Raw genomic sequence first — 19,476 nt, 5'->3', positions numbered from 1 at the left:
CCCCTCCCCCTCCCCCCCCCCCTCCCTCTCGGCTGCACCGGATCCGGTGCAGCGGCCCTCCGCCGTTTCCTGCGGCCGTCGTCAGCGCCGCAGCCGCTGCCACGGCGTGAAGGTGAACACCGCACCACCGAGCAGGATCACCGTGCCGGCGACCAGGGCGAGGGCGCGCAGGGCGCCGGTGTCCTCGGCGCCGGTCTGGGCGAGACCGCCGCTGGTGGCCGTACCGCCGGAGCCGGTCGATCCGCCCGCGGTGGAGCCGCCGCCGGACGCGCCGCCCGGCTGGGCCGAGGTGTCGAGCTCCAGCGAGACCGCGACATCGGCGGGCGGGGTACAGGTCGTCGTCGTGCCGAGTGCCTTGACCGTCAGGACACCCGGGCTGAGCGTCGCCTTTCCGGTGGCGCCGGGCTTGTACGTGCCCGTCAGATCGGGGATCTCGATCGGATCGCCGGACTTGATGGGCTCCTTGTTCGTGGGGCCCTCGACATGGACGAAGCCCTTGTCGGCGCCGCCGAGCTCGACCTCCATGGACGGCTTGACGGAGTCCGCCGGGATGTCGGCCGGACTGTCCATGACGGACTTGGAGAACTTCACGGTCAGGTCGTAACTGCCGCCGTTCTTCTTGGCGTTGATCTTCACCGGGGAGACGGCGTTCTTGTCGCCGATGGGGGTCTTGCAGGCGTAGGCGACCTCGACCTCCTTGCCCTCGAAGTCGGTCTCGCCTCCTCCTCCGCCGCCTCCGGTGGTGCTGCCGCCGGAGGACGAACCGCCCGAGGTGGATCCGCCCGAGGACGTGCCCCCTGAGGTCGAACCGCCCGAGGACGTGCCGCCCGCGGTAGTGCCACCGGAGCTCGTACCGCCGGTCGTCGAACCGCCGGTCGTCGTACCGCCCCCGCCCTCCGTGACCTTGACCGTCGCGCCGGCCGGGACCGTCTCCTTCGGCGCGCACTTGGTGTCCGTCGAGATCGGCTTCGAGACGTTGATGTTGTACGCGTCCGGGGTCAGCGTGATCTCTCCGGCCGCCGTCAGCTTCAGCTTGCCCTTCATGTCGGGCAGCACCATCGGGCTGTTCTTGGGGATCGGCGGGTTCTGGCGCGGGCCGTCCATCGCCAGGTCGGCCGTCTGCGCCCCGGCCACCTTCACCGTGCCGGTCGGCTTGACCGTGTCCTTCTGCAGGTCGAGGACGTCAGGGTTCTTCGACGCGGCTTCCACGGTCTTCCAGACCACCTCGATCTCGTCGCCGACCTTCGCCTCCGCGGGGGCGGTGATCTGCACCTTGGTGGTGCCCTGCACGGGCGGCAGACCGGAGATGGGCGGGGGAATGCATTCCGTCCTGTACGAGACCTCGGCGGCCTGGGCGGGGCTTGCGGCCAGCAGGATTCCCGCGCCGCCGAGCATCAGCGCGACCCCGGCCGCGCTCATCCTCCGTTGCGTACTCACGAATGTCCCTTCGTCGTGGGCCGGTTCTCTGACGGTGCGGAGTCAGGGGTGAACCACGGCAGCGCGGCCGTGGTGGTGGGTGCGGGCCGCCTGGCGGTGCCGCCCGCGGGCCGCGGTCCGCTGCGGGCGTGCCGGGCGCTCGGCGGGCGGACCTTGTCGACGATCGCCATGCCGATACGGAAGAGGGCGGCGGGTACGACAACGGCGAGCAGGATCCAGAAGATCGTCACGCCCCACGGCCGGCCGACGCCCCACGGCTGCTCGGCAAGCACCTTCGTGCCGTACTTCACCGAGATCGAGTAGTCGCCATGGGCGCCGGAGGCAAGCTGTACGGGCAGCGTGATCTGTGCCTTCCGGCCGGGCGCGATCGTGCCGCGCCACTGCTGCTCCTCCCACTGCGGGGCGAACACCCCGTGGGCGGTGCCGATCCGGAAGACGGGGTCGACGATCGGGTCGGAGCCGAGATTGCCCACGGTGAACTCGAGCCGCCGGGAGGGCGGGGCGCCGAAGAAGACGAGGATGCCGGAGTCTCCCTGGAGGCGGGTCGCGGTGAGCACGGCGAGCCTGCCGCCGCCGGTCTGCTGCGGCAGAGGAGCGGTGGGGTGGCCCGCGACCACGAACTCGGCGTCCACGGCGGCCTGTTCACCGGTGACGGTGGCGACGTGCACGACACAGGGGCAGGGCACGGGCGGCTCGGCGACCGGCACCTTCTTGCTGAAGGCACCGTCGGCGTCGGTGGTGACGGCGCGGCCGTCGGCGTTGGCGCAGGAGTTGGTGCCGCCGATGACGCCCTTGGCCGGGGTGGACCGGCCGCAGACGAGGAGCATCAGCAGGGCCTTGGAGCGCCAGCCCGTGCCGCTGACGGTGAGGGTGTTGCCCTTGCCGGCCTGGGGCGCGGAGAGCTTGACCTCGGGTCGGGGCTCGGTGGGGGCGGCGGCGGCCCGGGCGGCGGGCAGGAGCAGGAACAGGAGCCCGAGCAGGACGACGGCGGCAAGCCCCCGCATCCGACTGGAGGTTGCGGTACGCGGGGGCCTGCGCCCCGACACCTCGAGCGCGACAGCTTCGCGCCGTACGGACGGTGGGGCGGGCGCGGGGACACCGGTGTACGCCGGCTCGGCGGCACAAGGCGGCGAACGCCGGGCGGAACCCGCCGGACCGGCAAGGACGGCGGCCCGGCAGGGACGGGCGCGGGGCACGGGCGGGATGCCTCGCATCGTCAGGCTCCTGATCTCGCCGGGCGGCGGTGGTGGTGGTGGGCGGGGGTGCGGGCGCGGCGGGAGTACAGCCACAGGGCGCAGGCCGGCAGGAGCAGCAGCAGGGGCGACAGCAGGCGCCACGGGACGAACGTCGCCGAGAGCACCGACTCGGCGTGGGCGGCGCCCGGAGCCGTGACGCCCAGACGGATGTCGACCGTGTCCAGGGCCGGCGGGTCGGGCCATTTCTCGGTGAGGCTGACACGGCCCGACGGGGGCAGGCTCAGCGGGAGCGTGCGCGCAGGGCGGTCCAGGAGGGTGCCGAAGACGCCGTCCGCGCGGACCGAAAGGCGTGGGACCAGTGTCGTGTTGCCGCGGTTGACCAGGGAGTAGCGGATCTGTCCGTCCGAGTACGTCACGTCCTCCACGGTGAGCGCCGCGAGGCGGGGGCCGCTGATGCGCAGGCTGACGCGTACGGGAGCCTCCCGGCCCGCGCCCTGTGCGGTGATCGCGACCGGATGGTCGCCCGGCGGCGCGTCCGCGGGAACCGTGACCGTGAAGGGGATCTCGGCCCGGGTGCGGGCCGGGACCCTCACGGCGTCGGCGGCCAGGGCGATCCAGGGGCTCGTGGCCCTGGCGCGGTGCGGCAGGCGCAGCCGCAGGGTGAGCGGTTTCGCCTCCGGGTTGGTCACCGAGAACCGGTCCTCGAACACGGTGCCGGGCGCGCCCTCCAGGTAGACGTACTCCCTGTCGACGCTCCAGCCGGTGGACGCCGTCGCGGGAGTGCCCAGGGCGCACAGGAGCGCGGCCAGGACGACAACGGCGGCGGCCCGCACGGCTCAGCTCGCGATCCGGCCGCCGCTGCGCCGGGTCAGCCACAGAACACCCGCGGCCCCGGACAGCAGGATCGTTCCGCCCAGCGTGGCGAGTGCGGTCGCCGAGTCGAGCGGGCCGGTCTTGGGGAGTTCGCCGGACGCCGATGCCTGCGAGCCGCCGCCGGCGGCCGTGACGTCCAGTTCCAGCGAGGGCCCGGGACTGTTGCCGGGGGTGCAGGTCGTGGTCGTACCGAGCGCCTTGATGGTCAGCACTCCGGCCGTGAAGGTGACCTTCCCGCTCTTCTTCGGGGTGTAGGTACCCGACAGGTCATTGATCTTGATGGGGGTGTTGGCCGGGATGGCCGCGGCGTTGGCCGGCCCCGAGACCGGCACCTTGCCCCCCTCGGCACCGCCCAGTTCGATCAGCGCGCTCGGGTTCATGGCCCCCTTGCCCAGTTCGACGGGGCTGGAGGAGACGCCCTTCTGGAAGGACATGGTGAGCTTGTAGGAACTGCCGCTCTTGACGGCCTTGATGTCGATCGGTGAGACCGCGGCCTTCGGGCCGATGGGCGTCCGGCACTTGTAATCGACGTCCACGACGGTGGCATGTGCGGCGGGGGCGGTCATCAGAACCACCGAGCCCGCCACCGCTGCTGCCAGCGCGAGAGCTGTCCGCTTCTGGTACGACACTCGACTTCCCCTCGTGCGCACGCTACTGACTGACGACACATCAGATCGGGCGCTCAAGGTACGCCTGAGGCCTTGGGGAGGGAAGACAAAGAGCACGCCGTATTGACGTGCTCCACAAGAGTTTCAAAAACGTCTTATGCGGGCGCGGCGAGCTCCGCCCAGACCGTCTTGCCGGGGGCGCCGGGGATCCGGACAATTCCCCAGTCCAGACAGAGCCGTTGGACGATGAACATGCCGTGCCCGCCGGGCCGGCCGGCCCTGTGCGGGGTGCGGGGCGCGGGCTGTCCCGCGCCGCGGTCGGCGACCTCCAGGCGCAGCACCTTGCCGTCGCACGTGACACGGAGCTCCTCGGGCCCCTCGGCGTGCAGGCAGGCATTGGTGACGAGTTCGGAGACGACGAGCAGCACGTCCTCGGCGGCGGCCCTGCGGTCCGCGGTCGCGGCGGGCAGCCAGCCCCACTCGTACAGTGCCTGCCGGGTGAAGTCGCGGGCCATCGGAACGATCCCGCTGGCGCTGCCCAGCGCGAGGCGGCGCGTACCGACCGGGGCGAGCGGTGGCGCAGGGGGCATCGGCGGCACGGCGGGCATCGGGGGCGCACCGGGCCGGCCGGGTGCTTCAGGCGCGGGCCCGGCGCCGCCCGGCTCGGGGCCGAGGTCGCCCGGCGGTTGCTGCCGGGTGGTGCTCATCAGCGCTTCACCTCACCGATTCACCGGTTCACCATTGACTTCTGTACACAGAGTGCAGGGCTGTGGACGTTCTGCGGGGTTCTCCTGCCCGGCTGAATCGTGACAACACCCTCGACGCCCACGCGAAACGCGTGACGCGGACAACACATGCAGGACCGCCGGGGCGCGGTCAGTCGGCCAGCGCCGCCTCGAGGGAGTCGTGCACGGTGAAGACCGCATCCGCTCCGGTGATCTCGAACACCCTGGCCACCACGGGCAGCATCCCCGCCAAGTGCACCCCTCCCCCGCCCGCCTCGGCCTTCAGCCGGGCCCCGAGCAGCACATTGAGTCCGGTGGAGTCGCAGAACTCGAGCTGCGAGCAGTCGATGACCAGGCGTACCCGGCCCCGTTCGATCGCATCGTCCAGAGGCGCGCTGAGCAATTCGGCCGTGTGGTGATCCAGCTCACCCGCCGGGCACACCACCTCGCTGCGGCCCTCGGTCCGAACCTCGACCTGAAGCCGGCCCCGATTCGCGCTGCCGACCGTCCCGCGGTCCATGCCGTCCCTCTTCACCGTGTCGTTCACTGTCGCCGACCGCCTGCGGCCGCCGTCCACTGTGTCGCTTCATCGTGCGGCACGTCACACGCCCAACAGGCCGGAGGGCGCGGATGCCGCTCGAACCCTACGCCTTCCGTACGCGCCTCGGTAGCCGAACTCCCTCTCAAAACGGACATATCACATATACGCCACTTGCGATGGCCGGTACCGACCGGGTAGGGCTAGGAGAGACACAAACCGACACGGCCGGCTTTGGAGGCGCCGCTCACCGCAGCAGCATGGATGGCATCGGCAGCCATATGCCGAGAACGATGGAGGAGACCATGTCACCCCGGCTCGACGATTCGCGCACCCTCAACGCGCCGTCGACACTGCCCACCCCCAGGGGCGAACAGGCCCCGGCCACCGCTCCGGCAGCCGCTCCGGCACCGGACCTCGTTCCGGAGATGTCCGGGATGCCCCCACTGGGCGAGCTGCGCCCGCTGGATGCGCGCGAGCTGTCCAAGACGCTCTTCGCCCGCCTCGGCTCCCTCGAAGAGGGCACGCACGAGCACGCATACGTCCGCAACACCCTGGTCGAACTCAATCTGGCGCTGGTCAAGTTCGCCGCCTCCCGTTTCCGCACCCGCAGCGAGCCGATGGACGACATCGTCCAGGTCGGCACGATCGGTCTGATCAAGGCGATCGACCGGTTCGAGCTCAGCCGCGGCGTCGAGTTCCCGACCTTCGCGATGCCGACCATCATCGGCGAGATCAAGCGCTTCTTCCGGGACACCAGTTGGTCGGTGCGGGTGCCGCGCCGCCTGCAGGAGCTGCGTATCGAGCTGGCGAAGGCGGGCGACGAGCTCTCCCAGCAGCTCGACCGCGCGCCCACGTCCGGCGAACTCGCCGAGCGCCTCGGCATCAGCGAGCACGAAGTCGCCGAGGGCATGGCGGCCAGCAACGCGTACACGGCGAGCTCGCTGGACGCCCAGCCCGAGGAGGACGACTCCGAGAGTGCGCTCGCGGACCGTATCGGCTACGAGGACCACGGGCTCGAAGGCATCGAGTACGTCGAGTCGCTGAAGCCGCTGATCGCCGGCCTTCCGCCACGGGACCGTAAAATCCTCTCCCTCCGTTTCGTGGCCAACATGACCCAGTCGGAGATCGGCGAGGAGCTCGGGATCTCGCAGATGCACGTGTCCCGGCTGCTGACGCGCACCCTGGTCAAGCTGCGTAAGGCGCTGACCGTCGAGGAGTGACGAGCACGCGCCGCCCAGGCCGCTGAAGGGCCCCTTCCGTCAAGGAAGGGGCCCTTCAGCGTTATTGACGGGGCAGTCCGGTTTGGTCCACATTGAGCCAGGGGTAAATGGGGGGAAACCAATGGCTCTTGGGGAGGGCTGCCCGGCGGCGTACGCACCACTCGAAGAGCTCATGCGCCGCCGCCTGGGCAGGGAATGCCTGTACATGCCGTCCTGCCGTCTCGGGCTCTATGTGGCGCTGCGCCACTGGTGCCCGCCCGGCGGACGCGTACTGATGTCGCCGGTCAACGACGACGTGATCTTCTTCGTGGTGCTCGCGGCGGGACTGCGGCCGGTACAGGCGCCGCTGCGCGCCGACGACGGCTCCATCGACACCGCGGCCGTGCCGGAATCGACCTGGCACGGCCTGTCGGCCGTGATCACGACGAATCTCTACGGCAACCCCGATCCTGCGTCCGAACTGCGGGCGCGCTGCGACCGGTTGGGGATCCCCCTGATCGAGGACGCGGCGCATGCCATCGGCAGCGTGGTGGACGGCCGGGCGGTGGGCGGCTTCGGTGACGCGTCGGTCTTCAGCCTCTCCAAGCACACCGGCGCGAAGACCGGCGGCTTCCTGACCGTCGCCGACCCGGCCCTGCGGGAGCCGCTGGCGCGGGCGAGGGATCTGCTCCTGGAGCCGTCGCGACGGTCCTCGGAGCTGAGCTACGCCCTGCGCCCGTACGCCGAGGCGGGGGTGCGGGGCCTGCGGCTGACCGGGGCGGCGCGCGCCGCACTGCGGCTGCTGGGCCGCGAGGAACGCGCCGGCATCCGGATGGAACTGCGCCCCGACGAACTGGCCCGGGCGTTGCGGGTGACGCCCGCGCTCGACCCCTTCCACTCCTGGATACGGGTGGACCTGAACCAGTACCGCCTGGCACCGGGCGCGCTGCGGCTGCGGCGCACCGAGCGGCTGCTGACCGGGCTCGACACGCGGCTCGCTGCTTGTCTGGAAGGCACCCAGCGGCTGCTGGACACGAGGTGGGCACTGCCCCGCCCAGGGCCCGCTCAGCCGCTGTTCCGGGTTCCGCTGCTGGTCGCCGACCGGGACGCGGCCATCGCGGCGCTCGCCCGCCGCCGGATCACGGTCGGCTATCTGTACGACCCGCCGCTCGACGCGTACGCCGGTGAGCGCTTCACCGATCCGTCGCCGCGGCCGGACACCGCGGCATGGTTCGCCCGGCATGCGCTGCCCGTCGATCCGCTGCGGGCACGGCAGGTGATCTCGGTCCTGACGGAGAGCGGCACGCGGCCGGCCCGGCCACCACTGGCACCGCACATCTCCGCGCGGGTGCCGCGGATGCTGAAGTACTCACCGCCCAAGCTGCCGGCGCAGGGGGAACGCGGTGTCTGACACCGCGAGGCTGCGTCACGACCCACCGCCGCGAGGGGCGCCGGACCGGGCCGGTCCGGCCGCGTCGGGCGGGAGCGACCCACGTGTCCGGGCGACCGCACGCCCCCAACCCCAACGGGCCGGACCGACGGGAGCGAACACGCCCGGAACTTCGGCAGGCACGGCGGGCGGGACCCCACAGGCCTGTGCGACCGGCCAGGCCGTGCCGGGCGGCCCGGCGTGGGTGCCCGCGACGGCCGGCGCCGGTGTGGACGATCCGGCAGGGCCGACGGGAGCGGAGGCGGCCGTCGGCCCCGCGTTGGGCGGGAGCGGGGACTCCCTCTTCCGGAACGCCTATGCGCTCATGCTCTCCACCGGCGTCTCCGCCGCGCTCGGGCTCGGATTCTGGCTCGTCGCGGCCCGGTACTACTCCCAGGAGGCCGTCGGTGAGGGCTCCGCCGCCATCGCCGCGATGCGCCTGCTCGCCTCCCTCACCGCCACCACCATGATCGGCGCCGTGGTGCGCTACGTGCCCCGGGCCGGGCGGGCGACGGGGGCGTTGGTGTGGCGGGCCTATGCGGGCAGCTCGGTCGTGGTGTGCCTGGCCTGCATGGTCTTCCTCTTCACGCTCGACCTCTGGGGACCGTCGTTCGCACCGCTGCGCGGCATCACCGCCGGGCTGGTCTTCACCGCGGCCTGTGTCGGCTGGGCGCTGCTGACTCTTCAGGACGGAGTGCTGACCGGGCTGCGCCGGGCCGTATGGGTGCCCGTCGGCAACGCCGTGTTCTCCCTCGGCAAGCTGCTGCTGCTCGCCGTGCTCGCGGGCGTCCTGCCCGTTCTCGGCATCTTCGTGTCCTGGGCCGCGGCGATCGCCCTTTCCGTCATCCCCCTCGGCTGGCTCGTCTTCCGCCGGCTCATCCCCCGCCAGGCTGCCGCCGACCACGACCGCGAGCCGCCGAGGTCGCGCGACATCGGGCGCTTCCTGGCGGGCGACTCGGTGGGCGCGCTGTTCTCGCTGGCGATGATCAATCTGCTGCCGGTGATGGTCGCCGTCCGCTTCGACGCGGCGCACAACGGCTTCTTCTACATCGCCTACACCGTCGGCGGAACGATGGAGTTCATGGCCATCAACATGGCCTCCTCGCTGACCGCGCACGCCTCGCACAGCCCCGGGACCCTGGCGGCCGGAGTGCGCGGTGCGCTGCGCCGGATGGCTTTGCTGCTGGTGCCGGTCGTGCTGTTCCTGGTCGTCCTCGCCCCCCAGATCCTCGCGCCGTTCGGCGAGGAGTACGCCGAGCACGGCACGACCGTCCTGCGCCTGCTGGCCGCCGCCGCCCTGCCGCGCGTGGTGGTCGAGCTGTGCATCGGCGTACTGCGCGTACAAGGGCGTACGGGGATGCTGGCCGCGGTCCAGGGCGCGATGTGCGCACTGGTCCTGGGCAGTGCGGCACTGCTGCTCGGCCCCACCGGCATCGACGGGGCCGGCTGGGCCGTGCTGCTGTCCATGACCGTCACCGCCCTGCTGTGCGCGCCCAGCCTTCGCACCGCCCTCACCGGCCGCGCGGCGCCTCGGACGGTGGAGTACGGCACGGCCTGGGCGCGCCGGGCCGCCGAGCACCGCGGCGAGGCGGCGAGGCGCTACCAGCAGGACCACGGCACGGACCGGGCCCGCGGGACCGCGCGTCTGCACGGCGCGCACGACGGCACCGGGACCCCGGCGTCCGGCATCCCCGTCCTGGCTGCGCCGGGGCGCGCCAGGGCGGCGGAGGTCCGGCCCGGCGAGGACGCTCCAGGGGCGGGTGACGGGAGCCCGGCCGCCGAGGAGCGCGCCGTCACCACGCTGTGGCTGCTGCTCGGGATGGTCTGCGGGCTGTTCTGGGCGCCCCTGGTGCAGTCGGCGGATCTCGCCGCCGCCGACCGGGTGTCCGGGTACGAGCTGGTGAGGGCATTGCCCGCGCTCACGCTCGGGGCCGGACTGCTGCTGCTCGTCGTGCAGAGTGCGGCCCTCGCCCTGCTGCGTCCGCGGGGCGGACTGCTCGCCGCCACCGTCGTGGTGACGTTCGCCGCGCTGCACACCGCGCACCCGCTGCTCGGGCGCCCGCCGGAGCCGGGCTGGCTGCCCGTCGCGTACCAGTTCCTGTGCCTGACCGCCCTGTCGGTGATCCTGCACATCGCCGGGCTTCGGGTCCGGGCCCGCTGGAGCGTGGTGTGGCTGCTCACCCTGTGCGGCTGGGCGTTGCAACAGCAGGTCGCCCCCGTCGCTCTGCCGCTCCTTGTGCTCCTCCTCTGCGCGGCGTCGGTCCTCGCCCTGCTGCGCCGTCGCCGGCCCACCGATTGACCAGGGAGAAAAGCGTGCGCCAGCCAGTCACTCCGGCCGACAGACCCGTGGCCGAGTCGTCCGCCATGGATCTCGCCGATCTGCCGCGGCCCGACCGTGCCCCATGGAGCGGGCCGCTGCTCCTCGGTGGGCCGCTGGCCGGCGCCCTCGGCCTGTGGGCGTACGCCGTGGCACGGACCGACACCACCGCGCTGGACGACTTCGGACTGGCCGGAGCCCTGCCGGTGGCGTTCTGGGCAGGGCTCGCGCTGCTGGCCGCCGGGTTCTGGATCTGTGTACGCGATCCCCGGCGCGCCGACCGGTGGCCTCTCGCGTACACCCTGGCTCTGCTGCTGATGGAGCGCGGCACCCAGGCACTGGTCTACCCGACGCCGCTCTACGCGTGGGCGTGGAAGCACGACGCGGTCATCGGACATCTGCTGACCGCGGAGCGCCTGCAGACGACCGGCGGCGAGCTCGGCGACATGGCCGTGTACGACCAGTGGCCCGGATTCTTCGCCGCGCAGGCCGCCCTGGTACGGCTGACGGGGGTGGAGAACTCCCTGACGTACATGGCCTGGTGGCCCCTGCTGTCCAGCATGCTGCTGCTCGCCCCGCTTCTCCTGCTCTACCGCACCTTCACCCAGGACCGCCGGCTGCTGTGGACGGCCGTCTGGCTGTTCTGTGCCGCCAACTGGGTGGGCCAGGACTACTTCTCGCCCCAGTCCCTCGCGCTCGCCCTCTATCTGGCCGTGATCGCGATCGTGCTGCGCCGCGGCGGGCGTCCGGCACACGGCAGCCGGTCCCGGCATCTCCTGTGGACCGTGCTGCTGGTCCCGCTGATCGCCGCGATCGTGATCTCGCACCAGCTCACCCCGGTGATGCTGGTGGTGGCGCTCGCAGGTCTGTGCGTGCTGCGGCGCTATCGCGACTGGCTGCTGCCCGCCGTGCTTCTGGTGGTGTTCCTGGCCTGGAATCTGACCGCCTCACTGCCGTTCCTGCGCGAGGCCGTGCCCGAGATGGTGCGCTCCTTCGGGGATCTGCGGGGCAATCTGGAGACCGGCTACGGCTCCACACCCACCGGCACGGGTCCGGTGATCGTCTCCTGGATCTCCCGGCTGCTGTCGGCGGCCGTCCTCCTGCTGGCCGCACTCGGCGTGTGGCGCCGGCCCGTACTGCGTCACCGCGCCCGGCCGCTGATGCTGCTCGCCGCCGTCCCGCTGCTGATGCTGGCCGCCAATGACTACGGCAGCGAGATGATCTTCCGGGTGCTGATGTTCATGCTGCCGGGGGCCTGCTTCTTCGCGGCCGCCGCACTTCTGCCGGATGTCCGGCCCCTGGGGGCGGCGCCGGAGGGCACCGGAGCTCCGCGGCCCGCGCGCGGGCTGCGCTTCGCCGTGCTGCCGGGGGTGGTGCTGCTCGCGCTCACGGCGGCGTTCGTGCCCAGCTACGCGGGCAAGGACCGGCTCAGCCACTTCCCGCCCCCCGAGGTCGCGCTGGTACGGGACGTCGTCGAGCACGCTCCCCGCGGTTCGCTCGTGGTCGCGGCCCACCGCAACTACCCGCTCGCCTACGACCGTTACTGGCACATCGGCCACTACTGGTTCCTCGACGACACCAAGGAGCACGTCGCAAGGATCCTGAAGGACCCGGCGGGCACCCTCGCCCGGGACATGGCCGGCGTGGAGCCGCCGGGCCGCGCCTACTTCCTGCTCACCCAGGGCCAGATCGCCAACTCCGAGATGAACGGCATGCTCACCGCCGAGCAGTTGCGCACCATCGAGCAGTCCGTGGCCACATCGCCGCTGTTCGAGCGGGTGGGCGGCAACAGCGCGGGCACCGTCTACGAACTCAGGCGCACGGAGGCCACCCCATGACCGGCGGATCCCCCATGACCGGCAGATCCCTCGCCGCCCGGCTGCTGCCGCCGTTCGCGGGCTGCTGCGCGATCGCCGCCACCGTGCTGCTCCGGGACGGCTCGCCCCTGCGGGCCCTCCCTGTCGCCGTCTTCCTGCTCGCCGGCCCCGGTGCGGCCGTGGTCCGCGTCTGTGCCCCGGCGCTGCGCCGACAGCGGCCGGCAGCCCCGGCGGAGAGCTGGGACACCGGCTTCGAACGCGACTCCGGCCGACTGGAACTGCTCGTCCTCGCCGTCTTCCTCAGCGTGAGTGCCGCGGTCATCTGCGCCACCGCCCTGCTGGCCGCCGACGCCTTCAGCGGTCTGCGGGTCCTGCTCGTCCTCACCGCGCTCAGCGCGGTCGCCGCCTGCGTCCCGAGGCCGGCCGCCCCCGTCGGCCGCGCCCCGGCCGCGCGGGCCTCCTCACCACCACAGAAGGGCTCAGCCACGTGACGTCACCCCGACGCCCCTTACCCGGGGCGCCCGGCAGTCATCGGCATCGCACGTCTCGCGGGCGCCCGCCATGGGCCGTGACCACCGCACTGGTGATGGCACTGCTGGGCGGCGTACTCGCCCTCGCCTTCACGGCCCCGGACGGCCCGCCCTCGCGCACGAGCGCGCAGTGCCGTCCCACCGAGCTGCTGGTGCCGCCCTGCGGCGCGTGGTTCGGGGCCTATGTACGGCACGACAAACCCGATCTGGAGGAGAAGGTCCTCGCCTACGAGAAGCGGATCGGCCGCAGGCTCGACATCGTGTACACGTACCACGACATGTCGACGGACGGCCTGGAGGGACAGCTGCTCACCGAGCAGGAACAGCGCGTCGGGCAGGACCGGATGCTGCTGCTGTCCTGGGAGAGCAAGTGGTGGAACGGCACCGCGGCGCAGCAGCCGAGCTGGCGGCGGATCGCGGCGGGTGAGCTCGACCGCGACGTCGTCGACGCACAGGCGAAGCGGATCAAGGAGTACGGCCGCACCAGCGGCCGGAAGGTCTTCCTCTCCTTCGACCTGGAGATGGACACCCGCACTCCGGCGAACGGCACACCGGCCGAATACGTCGCCGCGTACCGGCACATCCACGACCGGTTCCGCGCGCTGGGCGTGACGAACGTCGTCTGGACCTGGATCATCACCGGCTACACCGGGCACAGCGACCTGTTCCGGAGCCTGTACCCGGGGGACTCCTACGTCGACTGGATCGGCTACAACCAGTACAACTACTTCCGCTGCCACAAGACGTCATGGCGCACCTTCGAGCAGACGCAGCGGGTGTCGCACGACTGGATCCGGGCGAATCTCTCCGGGAACAAGCCGCTGATGCTGTCCGAGTTCGGCACCGCAGACGATCCGCAGCGGCCCGATGCACAGGCCGAGTGGTACGCGCAGGTGCCGCGCGTGGTCAAGGAGCTGGACGGGGTGCGGGCCGCGCTGCAGTGGAACCACCGCGACCCGGGCCCCGGCTGTGATCTGTCGCTGGCCCGCGACTCGTCCTGGCGGAGCCTGCGCAAGGCGGTGTCCGACCCGTATTTCCACCAGTCCCTGCCCTGACGCCCGGCCTCCGTGACGCCCGGCCTCGCCTCAGCCCGCGAAGACCGGCCCCCTGACCAGCGCGCGGGTGCGCCGGTAGAGCCGCCAGCCGACCGTCGGCAGCGAGTCGGGGAACGGCGCGACCGGCGCCCCGCGCCCCTCCATCCAGGCCTCGACGTCGGCGGCCGTATGGCTGCGGCGCACGATGAGCCGGGCGATGCGGTACGTCTCGTCCTCCCGCGAACTGAGCGCGTGCCGCACGGCCGCCGCCGAGGCGTAGCCCGCGGCGGCCGCGGCCCGGCGCACCGCCCGGCTGTTGTAGCCGTGCGGATAGGCCAGATGCCGCACCTCGTGGCCGAGCACGTCCTCCAGGACCGCCTTCGGCTCCCGCAGCTCGCGGTGCAGTGCCGCGGGCGGCAGTGTGTCCAGCTGCGGATGGGTGGCGGTGTGCGCGCCGACCTCCATGCCGTACTGCTCCAGCAGTGGCGTCCGGGACAGCGTCATCATGGGCGCCGGCGGCAGCAGGCTGTCCCGGCCCGGGGTGATGGCACCGGTGGTCAGGTACGCGGTGGCGGGCATCCCGCGCCCGGCGAGCGCCTCGGCGGTGGGACCCGGCAGATCGGCGAAGCCGTCGTCGAAGGTGAGGACGACGGGCCGGGGCGGCAGCGGACCGCTGCCCGCGAGGCAGTCGACGAGCGTGCCGACGGTGACCGGGGTGCGGCCGCTCACCTCGATGGCGTCGAGGTGGCTGCCGAACTGCCGTGGTGTGACGGCGAACTCGGCGATCCAGTCGGGCGGATCGTCCGTCACGGCGTGGTAGAGCAGGACGGGGATACGGGCCCCGGACTCGTCGTCCAGCATGTCAGCGTCTCCCTTCGACGTCGCTGCCCCCGGCGTCTGCGACCGCCGGCAGCGGTACGCCGCGCTGCCGCAGCCGGGCCCGTACATAACCGAACGGCCCGGCGAGCATCCCGCGGCGCTCCAGGTGGGACAGATGGCGCGGCCAGGGATGGTTCCGCGTCCCGTGCTCGCCGGGTGCGCTGCCCACGCCCGTGTCGCGGTGGGCGGTGATGGCGCGGGCGTGGGCGAGACCGCGGGGCAGTTTCCGCAGCAGCGCGGGCAGCAGGCCGGGGCGGCGCGCGAGCACGGCGGTGAGATACGCGGTCAGGCCCGCGCCGTAGCCGTACGCCTGGTTCATGAGGTCCTGCCACCTCTCGCGGTGGTGGTGCCACACCAGGGCTTCGGGCGTGTAGCGCAGCCGGTGTCCGGCGGCGAGCACGCTGACGAACGCGTACAGGTCGTCGCCTCCCCTGGCGGGCGTGCCGGTGCCGGTGGCCGGATCGAAGCCGCCGATGCGGCGCAGGGCGGCGGCGGAGAAGGCCATGTTGGCACCGGAGCCGAAGCTGCCCGCCGTGAACGGGAACAGCGGTTCGTCGGCGGGCGGGTGCCGGGGGTCGTAGACGCGCGGGGCGAAGCCCTTGGCGAATCCGCCGTGGCTCTCCAGAAGGATCTGGGCGGGAGTGGTGAGACGGGCCGGCAGGATCAGCCCGGTCGTGCAGCCCAGCCGCGGGTCGTCGGCGAACGGGGCGGTCAGTGCGGTGAGCCAGTGCGGGTCGGCGACGACGTCGTCGTCCGTGAACGCGATCACCGTGCCGTCGGCGACGGCGACGCCCCGGTTGTGTGCGACGGCGAGGCCGGGCACCGGCTCACGCACCAGGCGGACGCGGTCACCGTACTTGAGCTGCACCAGGTCCTCGGTGGCGCTGGTCACCGGCGCGTTGTCGACGACGACGATCTCGAAGTCCGGGTGGTCCTGGGCGAGCAGCGAGTCGAGGGTGCGGGCGAGACGGTCGGCGCCCTCGCGGGTGGCGACGACGACGCTGGTCCTCGGCAGGTCACCGTGGGCGGACGGCGCGGACGGTGCATGGCCGGCGAGCTTGTCCCGGGCTGTCGCGGCGACGGCGTCGGCGGGGTCGCGGCCCGGCGGGACCCGGCAGACGACGGTGGCGACGGGCCGGCCGCGCAGCCGGACCAGGGCGTAGACCTCGTCGCCGCCACGGACGGGCGCCCCGTCCGCGGCAGTTCCCGGAGCAGGCCGGAAGGACAGGACCGGGCCGTCGGGGCCGTCCAGGTCCAACTCGGCGACCCGGATCCCGCCCGGCCGCTCACGGCCCGGCAATGCGGCTGGTCGGTACGGTGTGCTCGGCATCATGTCCCCCCTGTCACGGTGTGTCGCGGCGGCGCAGACTGCCCAGCCGGTTCAGCGTGCGCTGCGCGTATCCGGCCAGTCGTGGCCTGCTGCGTACGAAACTGTGGGCGCGGCGCACCGGCTCGCGGCGCAGCCAGTACGCGGCCGCCCCCGCCCCTGGCCGTGTCGACGCCCCCTCGTGGACCCGCAGTTCGCCGGTCTTCAGCGCGTCCTTGTACTCGGCGGCCCCGCGCCCAAGGTCCAACATCCCGATGCCGGCCGCCGCCGCGCCCTCGGCCATCCGCAGATGCAGGATCAGACCGGGCGAGTACTTGGCGAACTCGGGGTCGTAGGCCGGGAACCAGCAGGACAGCACGGTGCGCGAGCGCAGCCCGAAATGCGCGGCGACGGGCCTGCCCGCCGCGTACAGCACGGACAGCACGCCGCTGCAGCCGGGCGCGCGGGTCTCGTGCAGCCGCCGCACCAAGGTGCTGATCCAGTCCTGGGCGAACCGGTCGCGACGGCCGGTCCTGCGGTACTGGGCGGACTTCCAGCCCATCAGCGTGCGCAGGGCGGCCGGATCACGTTCGTCGAAAACGAACTTCAGGTCGCCCGTCTGGCGTCCGAGCCTGCGCTCCTTGGCGAGCGTGGTCTTCAGGAACTTGGGCGACTGGCTGCGCAGCACGTCCTGGTAGGCGGCGTACCCGGTCCCGACATCGACGACCGGCGAGCCGAACTCCTCGGCCGCGCCCGGCACGAAGATCTCCTGGCCCGCCTCGAGATTGTCGAACTCCCAGGCGGTCAGACCGCAGGCGCGCAGCAGCTCGCGCGGGGCGATCCGCAGGCCGGGGCGCAGTACGGCCCCCTGGCAGTCCGAGACCCCGAACCCGATCGCCTGCGCATGCCCCAGACGGCCCGTCTCGTACGGGAAGAAGCCGGCCGGCTGCCCGTCCTCCCACAGCACCGCGACGCGGGCGGCGGCGCGCACCCGCCCGACGGCGAGCGTGAACTCCGGTTCCATGAACGGATTCGCCGGTGCACCGCTCTTGGCACGCAGCTCACGCCAGGCATCGGTCTCCCGCGCACCCAGTTCGGACGGTGTCACCACATGAATGCGGACATCGCTCAACTCGACCCCCCGGTCTGCCCCTTGAGCCTTCAACTTGTATCCCCGGTGAGGAAGGTACCGGTAGAAAATGCGACAGGACAGGGAGCATCACCCTTCTTGACCATTCTTGTGACGTCTTGTGGCACAGGTGTGCAAGGGCCGATGATCTGAGGTCCCAATTCGCAGTCAGGAGAGCCCTGTTGACCACTTCACCCGCCACGCCGCACCGGATGGACCCGGTCGGCGGCTGCCCCCACGCCGCCAACGCCCGGCTGCTCGCCCAGGGCGCTGTCGCACCCGTCGTGCTCCCCGGCGAAGTCGAGGGGATGGCGGTGCTGGGTCATGAGGCGCTCAAGGAGTTTCTTGCCCACCCCGGTGTCGCCAAGGGCGCCCGGCACTTCGCCGCACTGCAGGCCGGGGAGATCCCGGACGGCTGGCCGTTGAAGACGTTCGCCACCGTGCAGGGCATGACCACGGCCGACGACGCGGACCACCGGCGGCTGCGGGCGCTGGTGAGCAAGGCGTTCACGGCTCGCCGGGTGGCCGAGCTGCGGCCGCGGATCGAGGCGGTGACGGCGCAGTTGCTGGACCGCCTGGGCGAGACCGCCGCGGCGGGCGGCGGCGTCGTCGATCTGCGCGCCCACTTCGCGCTGCCGCTGCCGATGGGCGTGATCTGCGAACTGCTGGGCGTGGAGGCGGGGCTGCAGGACCGGCTGCACCACCTGTCGAACCAGATCGTCGCCACCGACATCGGACCCGAGCAGGCCATGGCGGCCAACCGGGAGATGGTGGAGGTGCTGAGCGCGGTCGCCGCGTCCCGGGCCGGGAGTCCCGGGGACGATCTGACGAGCGCGCTGATCGCCGCCCGAGAGGAGGGCGGCGACCGGCTCGGGCCGCACGAGCTGATCGGCACCCTCATGCTGATGATCATCGCCGGTCACGAGACGACGCTGAACCTGATCACGAACGCGGTCCGCGCCCTGTGCGCCCACCGGGACCAGCTGGTTCTGGTGCAGTCCTGCAAGGCGTCCTGGGCGGACGTGGTCGAGGAGACGCTGCGCTGGGACAGCCCGGTCAGCTTCTTCCCGTTCCGCTATCCGACCCGGGATCTGACGCTGGACGGGACGGTGATCCCCAAAGGCACGCCGGTTCTGGCGGGTTACTCGGCGGCGGGCCGGGACCCGGCGGCGCACGGCGAGGACGCGGACCGTTTCGACATCACCCGGGGCGGTGGTGCGCGGCACCTGTCGCTGGGCCACGGCCCGCACTACTGCTTGGGCGCGCCGCTGGCCCGGATGGAAGCGACGATCGCGCTGGAGCGCCTTTTCGCCCGCTTCCCGGACCTGGATCTGGCGACGCCGGACGACGAACTGCCGCGGCACGCGAGTTTCGTGGGCAACAGCGTGCGGGAGCTTCCGGTACGGCTCGGGCGCTGACGGGCGCGGCGGCGGGCGCTGTGCGAGCGGGCGCACTTCGGGATCGCAGCAGTGCGGCCGACCGGGCCCGGCACGGGCGCACCGCGCAACGGCGCCGGACGGGAATCGCGGGCGTGCTTCCGGCGGGGCGAGCCCGCTGCAGCGAGCCGACGGCGCGCAGGATGCGTCGGGCGGCCGGACTCCGTACCGGCCCGCTCAGCGCCGGGGGCTTCGCACCGGGTCCCGCCCGCGTGGCCGCCACGGACACATCACGCCCGTCCCGGCGTGGAGGAGGCCGTCAGGCCCGGCCCTCGACGCCCGCGAGCGCCGCCGTCACCGCTGCCTGCGCGTGCAGTCTCGTCGTCGGGAACACCGGGACCGGGCTGTCCTCCGGGGCGATCAGCAGCTCGATCTCCGTGCAGCCCAGGACGACACCCTGCGCCCCTGCCGCGACCAGCTCACCGATGACGTCCTGGTAGGCGGCGCGGGACTCCTCCCGCACGACGCCGAGGCACAGCTCCTCGTAGATCACCCGGTGCACCAGCGCACGGCCCGCCTCGTCCGGGGTGAGCACCGTCAGCCCGTGCGCGGCCAGCCGGTTCCGGTAGAAGTCCTGTTCCATCGTGAACGCGGTGCCCAGCAGGCCGACGGTGGTCAGCCCCGCCGCGCGTACGGCGGCAGCCGTGGCGTCGCCGAGGTGCAGCAGCGGCACGGTGACGGCCGCCGCCACCTGATCGGCCACCTTGTGCATGGTGTTGGTGCAGATCAGCAGCAGATCCGCGCCCGCCGACTGGAGCCCGGCCGCGGCCCGGGCCAGGATCTCGCCCGCCCGCTCCCACTCCCCCGCGCGCTGCAGCTCCTCGATCTCCGCGAAGTCGACGGAATGCAGCACGCACCGCGCCGAGTGGAGACCGCCGAGCCGCTCCCGTACCAGCTCGTTGAGCAGCCGGTAGTACTCGGCGCTGGACTCCCAGCTCATGCCGCCGATCAGCCCTATGGTTCGCATCGGCCCACTGTCGCATGTCGCCGGCGGCAGGCTCCGTTCGCCCATGACACTTG

17 protein-coding genes are annotated in these 19,476 nt (G+C 72.4%); 7 read left to right on the top strand and 10 right to left on the bottom strand.

What is annotated here, in order from left to right; translation table 11 throughout:
• Positions 1–81 precede the first annotated feature (81 nt).
• The 6 genes from ABZ208_RS20525 to ABZ208_RS20500 form a co-directional block, all read right to left on the bottom strand.
• Complete coding sequence (locus ABZ208_RS20525; protein ID WP_356910885.1) at positions 82–1,419, bottom strand: hypothetical protein; 1,338 nt, start codon at positions 1,417–1,419, stop codon at positions 82–84.
• A gap of 14 nt (positions 1,420–1,433) precedes the next feature.
• The gene (locus ABZ208_RS20520; RefSeq protein WP_356910884.1) at positions 1,434–2,441 is read right to left on the bottom strand and encodes a hypothetical protein; all 1,008 of its coding nucleotides are present in this window, start codon (positions 2,439–2,441) and stop codon (positions 1,434–1,436) included.
• Between the two features lie 212 nt (positions 2,442–2,653).
• Positions 2,654–3,466 carry a hypothetical protein gene (locus ABZ208_RS20515; protein ID WP_356910883.1) on the bottom strand — a complete coding sequence of 271 codons (813 nt, stop codon included), beginning with the start codon at positions 3,464–3,466 and terminating at the stop codon, positions 2,654–2,656.
• A 3-nt stretch (positions 3,467–3,469) separates the two neighbouring features.
• Positions 3,470–4,135 carry an LPXTG cell wall anchor domain-containing protein gene (locus ABZ208_RS20510; RefSeq protein WP_356910882.1) on the bottom strand — a complete coding sequence of 222 codons (666 nt, stop codon included), beginning with the start codon at positions 4,133–4,135 and terminating at the stop codon, positions 3,470–3,472.
• 134 nt (positions 4,136–4,269) lie between these two features.
• Positions 4,270–4,821, bottom strand: coding sequence for an ATP-binding protein (locus ABZ208_RS20505; RefSeq protein WP_356910881.1), 552 nt, complete (start codon positions 4,819–4,821; stop codon positions 4,270–4,272).
• A gap of 169 nt (positions 4,822–4,990) precedes the next feature.
• Positions 4,991–5,359 carry an STAS domain-containing protein gene (locus ABZ208_RS20500; RefSeq protein WP_356910895.1) on the bottom strand — a complete coding sequence of 123 codons (369 nt, stop codon included), beginning with the start codon at positions 5,357–5,359 and terminating at the stop codon, positions 4,991–4,993.
• Between the two features lie 311 nt (positions 5,360–5,670).
• Here ABZ208_RS20500 and ABZ208_RS20495 point away from each other — a divergent pair, with 311 nt between their 5' ends.
• The 6 genes from ABZ208_RS20495 (at position 5,671) to ABZ208_RS20470 (ending at position 13,727) form a co-directional block, all read left to right on the top strand.
• Positions 5,671–6,600: an RNA polymerase sigma factor SigF gene (locus tag ABZ208_RS20495; protein ID WP_356910880.1), complete on the top strand. Its 930-nt coding sequence runs from the start codon at positions 5,671–5,673 to the stop codon at positions 6,598–6,600.
• A gap of 172 nt (positions 6,601–6,772) precedes the next feature.
• Entirely contained in the window at positions 6,773–7,990 is a 1,218-nt protein-coding gene (locus ABZ208_RS20490; RefSeq protein WP_356910894.1) for a DegT/DnrJ/EryC1/StrS family aminotransferase, read from the top strand.
• A 298-nt stretch (positions 7,991–8,288) separates the two neighbouring features.
• Complete coding sequence (locus ABZ208_RS20485; RefSeq protein ID WP_356910893.1) at positions 8,289–10,307, top strand: lipopolysaccharide biosynthesis protein; 2,019 nt, start codon at positions 8,289–8,291, stop codon at positions 10,305–10,307.
• A 14-nt stretch (positions 10,308–10,321) separates the two neighbouring features.
• A complete protein-coding gene (locus ABZ208_RS20480; protein ID WP_356910879.1) occupies positions 10,322–12,163 on the top strand; it encodes a glycosyltransferase in 1,842 nt (613 codons plus the stop codon).
• Between the two features lie 14 nt (positions 12,164–12,177).
• Positions 12,178–12,633, top strand: a complete 456-nt coding sequence (locus tag ABZ208_RS20475) for a hypothetical protein (RefSeq protein WP_356910878.1) — start codon at positions 12,178–12,180, stop codon at positions 12,631–12,633.
• Between the two features lie 77 nt (positions 12,634–12,710).
• Positions 12,711–13,727 (top strand): glycosyl hydrolase, encoded by a 1,017-nt coding sequence (locus ABZ208_RS20470; RefSeq protein WP_356910877.1) that lies wholly within the window; start codon positions 12,711–12,713, stop codon positions 13,725–13,727.
• A gap of 30 nt (positions 13,728–13,757) precedes the next feature.
• Here ABZ208_RS20470 and ABZ208_RS20465 read toward each other — a convergent pair whose 3' ends face one another.
• From ABZ208_RS20465 to ABZ208_RS20455, 3 genes are read right to left on the bottom strand one after another with little or no spacing between them, the layout of a single operon-like run.
• Complete coding sequence (locus ABZ208_RS20465) at positions 13,758–14,567, bottom strand: polysaccharide deacetylase family protein (RefSeq protein WP_356910876.1); 810 nt, start codon at positions 14,565–14,567, stop codon at positions 13,758–13,760.
• Between the two features lies 1 nt (position 14,568).
• Positions 14,569–15,915 (bottom strand): glycosyltransferase family 2 protein, encoded by a 1,347-nt coding sequence (locus tag ABZ208_RS20460; protein WP_356910875.1) that lies wholly within the window; start codon positions 15,913–15,915, stop codon positions 14,569–14,571.
• A 13-nt stretch (positions 15,916–15,928) separates the two neighbouring features.
• Positions 15,929–17,023, bottom strand: a complete 1,095-nt coding sequence (locus ABZ208_RS20455) for a GNAT family N-acetyltransferase (RefSeq protein ID WP_356910874.1) — start codon at positions 17,021–17,023, stop codon at positions 15,929–15,931.
• A 209-nt stretch (positions 17,024–17,232) separates the two neighbouring features.
• Here ABZ208_RS20455 and ABZ208_RS20450 point away from each other — a divergent pair, with 209 nt between their 5' ends.
• A complete protein-coding gene (locus ABZ208_RS20450; RefSeq protein ID WP_356910892.1) occupies positions 17,233–18,438 on the top strand; it encodes a cytochrome P450 in 1,206 nt (401 codons plus the stop codon).
• Positions 18,439–18,715: 277 nt separating this feature from the next.
• Here ABZ208_RS20450 and ABZ208_RS20445 read toward each other — a convergent pair whose 3' ends face one another.
• The gene (locus ABZ208_RS20445) at positions 18,716–19,423 is read right to left on the bottom strand and encodes an aspartate/glutamate racemase family protein (protein ID WP_356910873.1); all 708 of its coding nucleotides are present in this window, start codon (positions 19,421–19,423) and stop codon (positions 18,716–18,718) included.
• Positions 19,424–19,476 lie beyond the last annotated feature (53 nt).

This window comes from Streptomyces sp. NPDC006208 (assembly GCF_040613775.1).
In the GTDB taxonomy this organism is placed as follows: Bacteria; Actinomycetota; Actinomycetes; order Streptomycetales; family Streptomycetaceae; genus Streptomyces.
This window is presented reverse-complemented; position numbering and strand designations above follow the sequence as displayed.

Bases quoted from the DNA above. Each gene is read 5' to 3' on its own strand.
- ABZ208_RS20525 (WP_356910885.1), bottom strand. From the start codon at position 1,419: ATGAGCGCGGCCGGGGTCGCGCTGATGCTCGGCGGCGCGGGAATCCTG.
- ABZ208_RS20520 (WP_356910884.1), bottom strand. From the start codon at position 2,441: ATGCGGGGGCTTGCCGCCGTCGTCCTGCTCGGGCTCCTGTTCCTGCTC.
- ABZ208_RS20505 (WP_356910881.1), bottom strand. From the start codon at position 4,821: ATGAGCACCACCCGGCAGCAACCGCCGGGCGACCTCGGCCCCGAGCCG.
- ABZ208_RS20500 (WP_356910895.1), bottom strand. From the start codon at position 5,359: ATGGACCGCGGGACGGTCGGCAGCGCGAATCGGGGCCGGCTTCAGGTC.
- ABZ208_RS20495 (WP_356910880.1), top strand. From the start codon at position 5,671: ATGGAGGAGACCATGTCACCCCGGCTCGACGATTCGCGCACCCTCAAC.
- ABZ208_RS20490 (WP_356910894.1), top strand. From the start codon at position 6,773: ATGCGCCGCCGCCTGGGCAGGGAATGCCTGTACATGCCGTCCTGCCGT.
- ABZ208_RS20475 (WP_356910878.1), top strand. From the start codon at position 12,178: ATGACCGGCAGATCCCTCGCCGCCCGGCTGCTGCCGCCGTTCGCGGGC.
- ABZ208_RS20465 (WP_356910876.1), bottom strand. From the start codon at position 14,567: ATGCTGGACGACGAGTCCGGGGCCCGTATCCCCGTCCTGCTCTACCAC.
- ABZ208_RS20460 (WP_356910875.1), bottom strand. From the start codon at position 15,915: ATGCCGAGCACACCGTACCGACCAGCCGCATTGCCGGGCCGTGAGCGG.
- ABZ208_RS20450 (WP_356910892.1), top strand. From the start codon at position 17,233: ATGGACCCGGTCGGCGGCTGCCCCCACGCCGCCAACGCCCGGCTGCTC.
- ABZ208_RS20445 (WP_356910873.1), bottom strand. From the start codon at position 19,423: ATGCGAACCATAGGGCTGATCGGCGGCATGAGCTGGGAGTCCAGCGCC.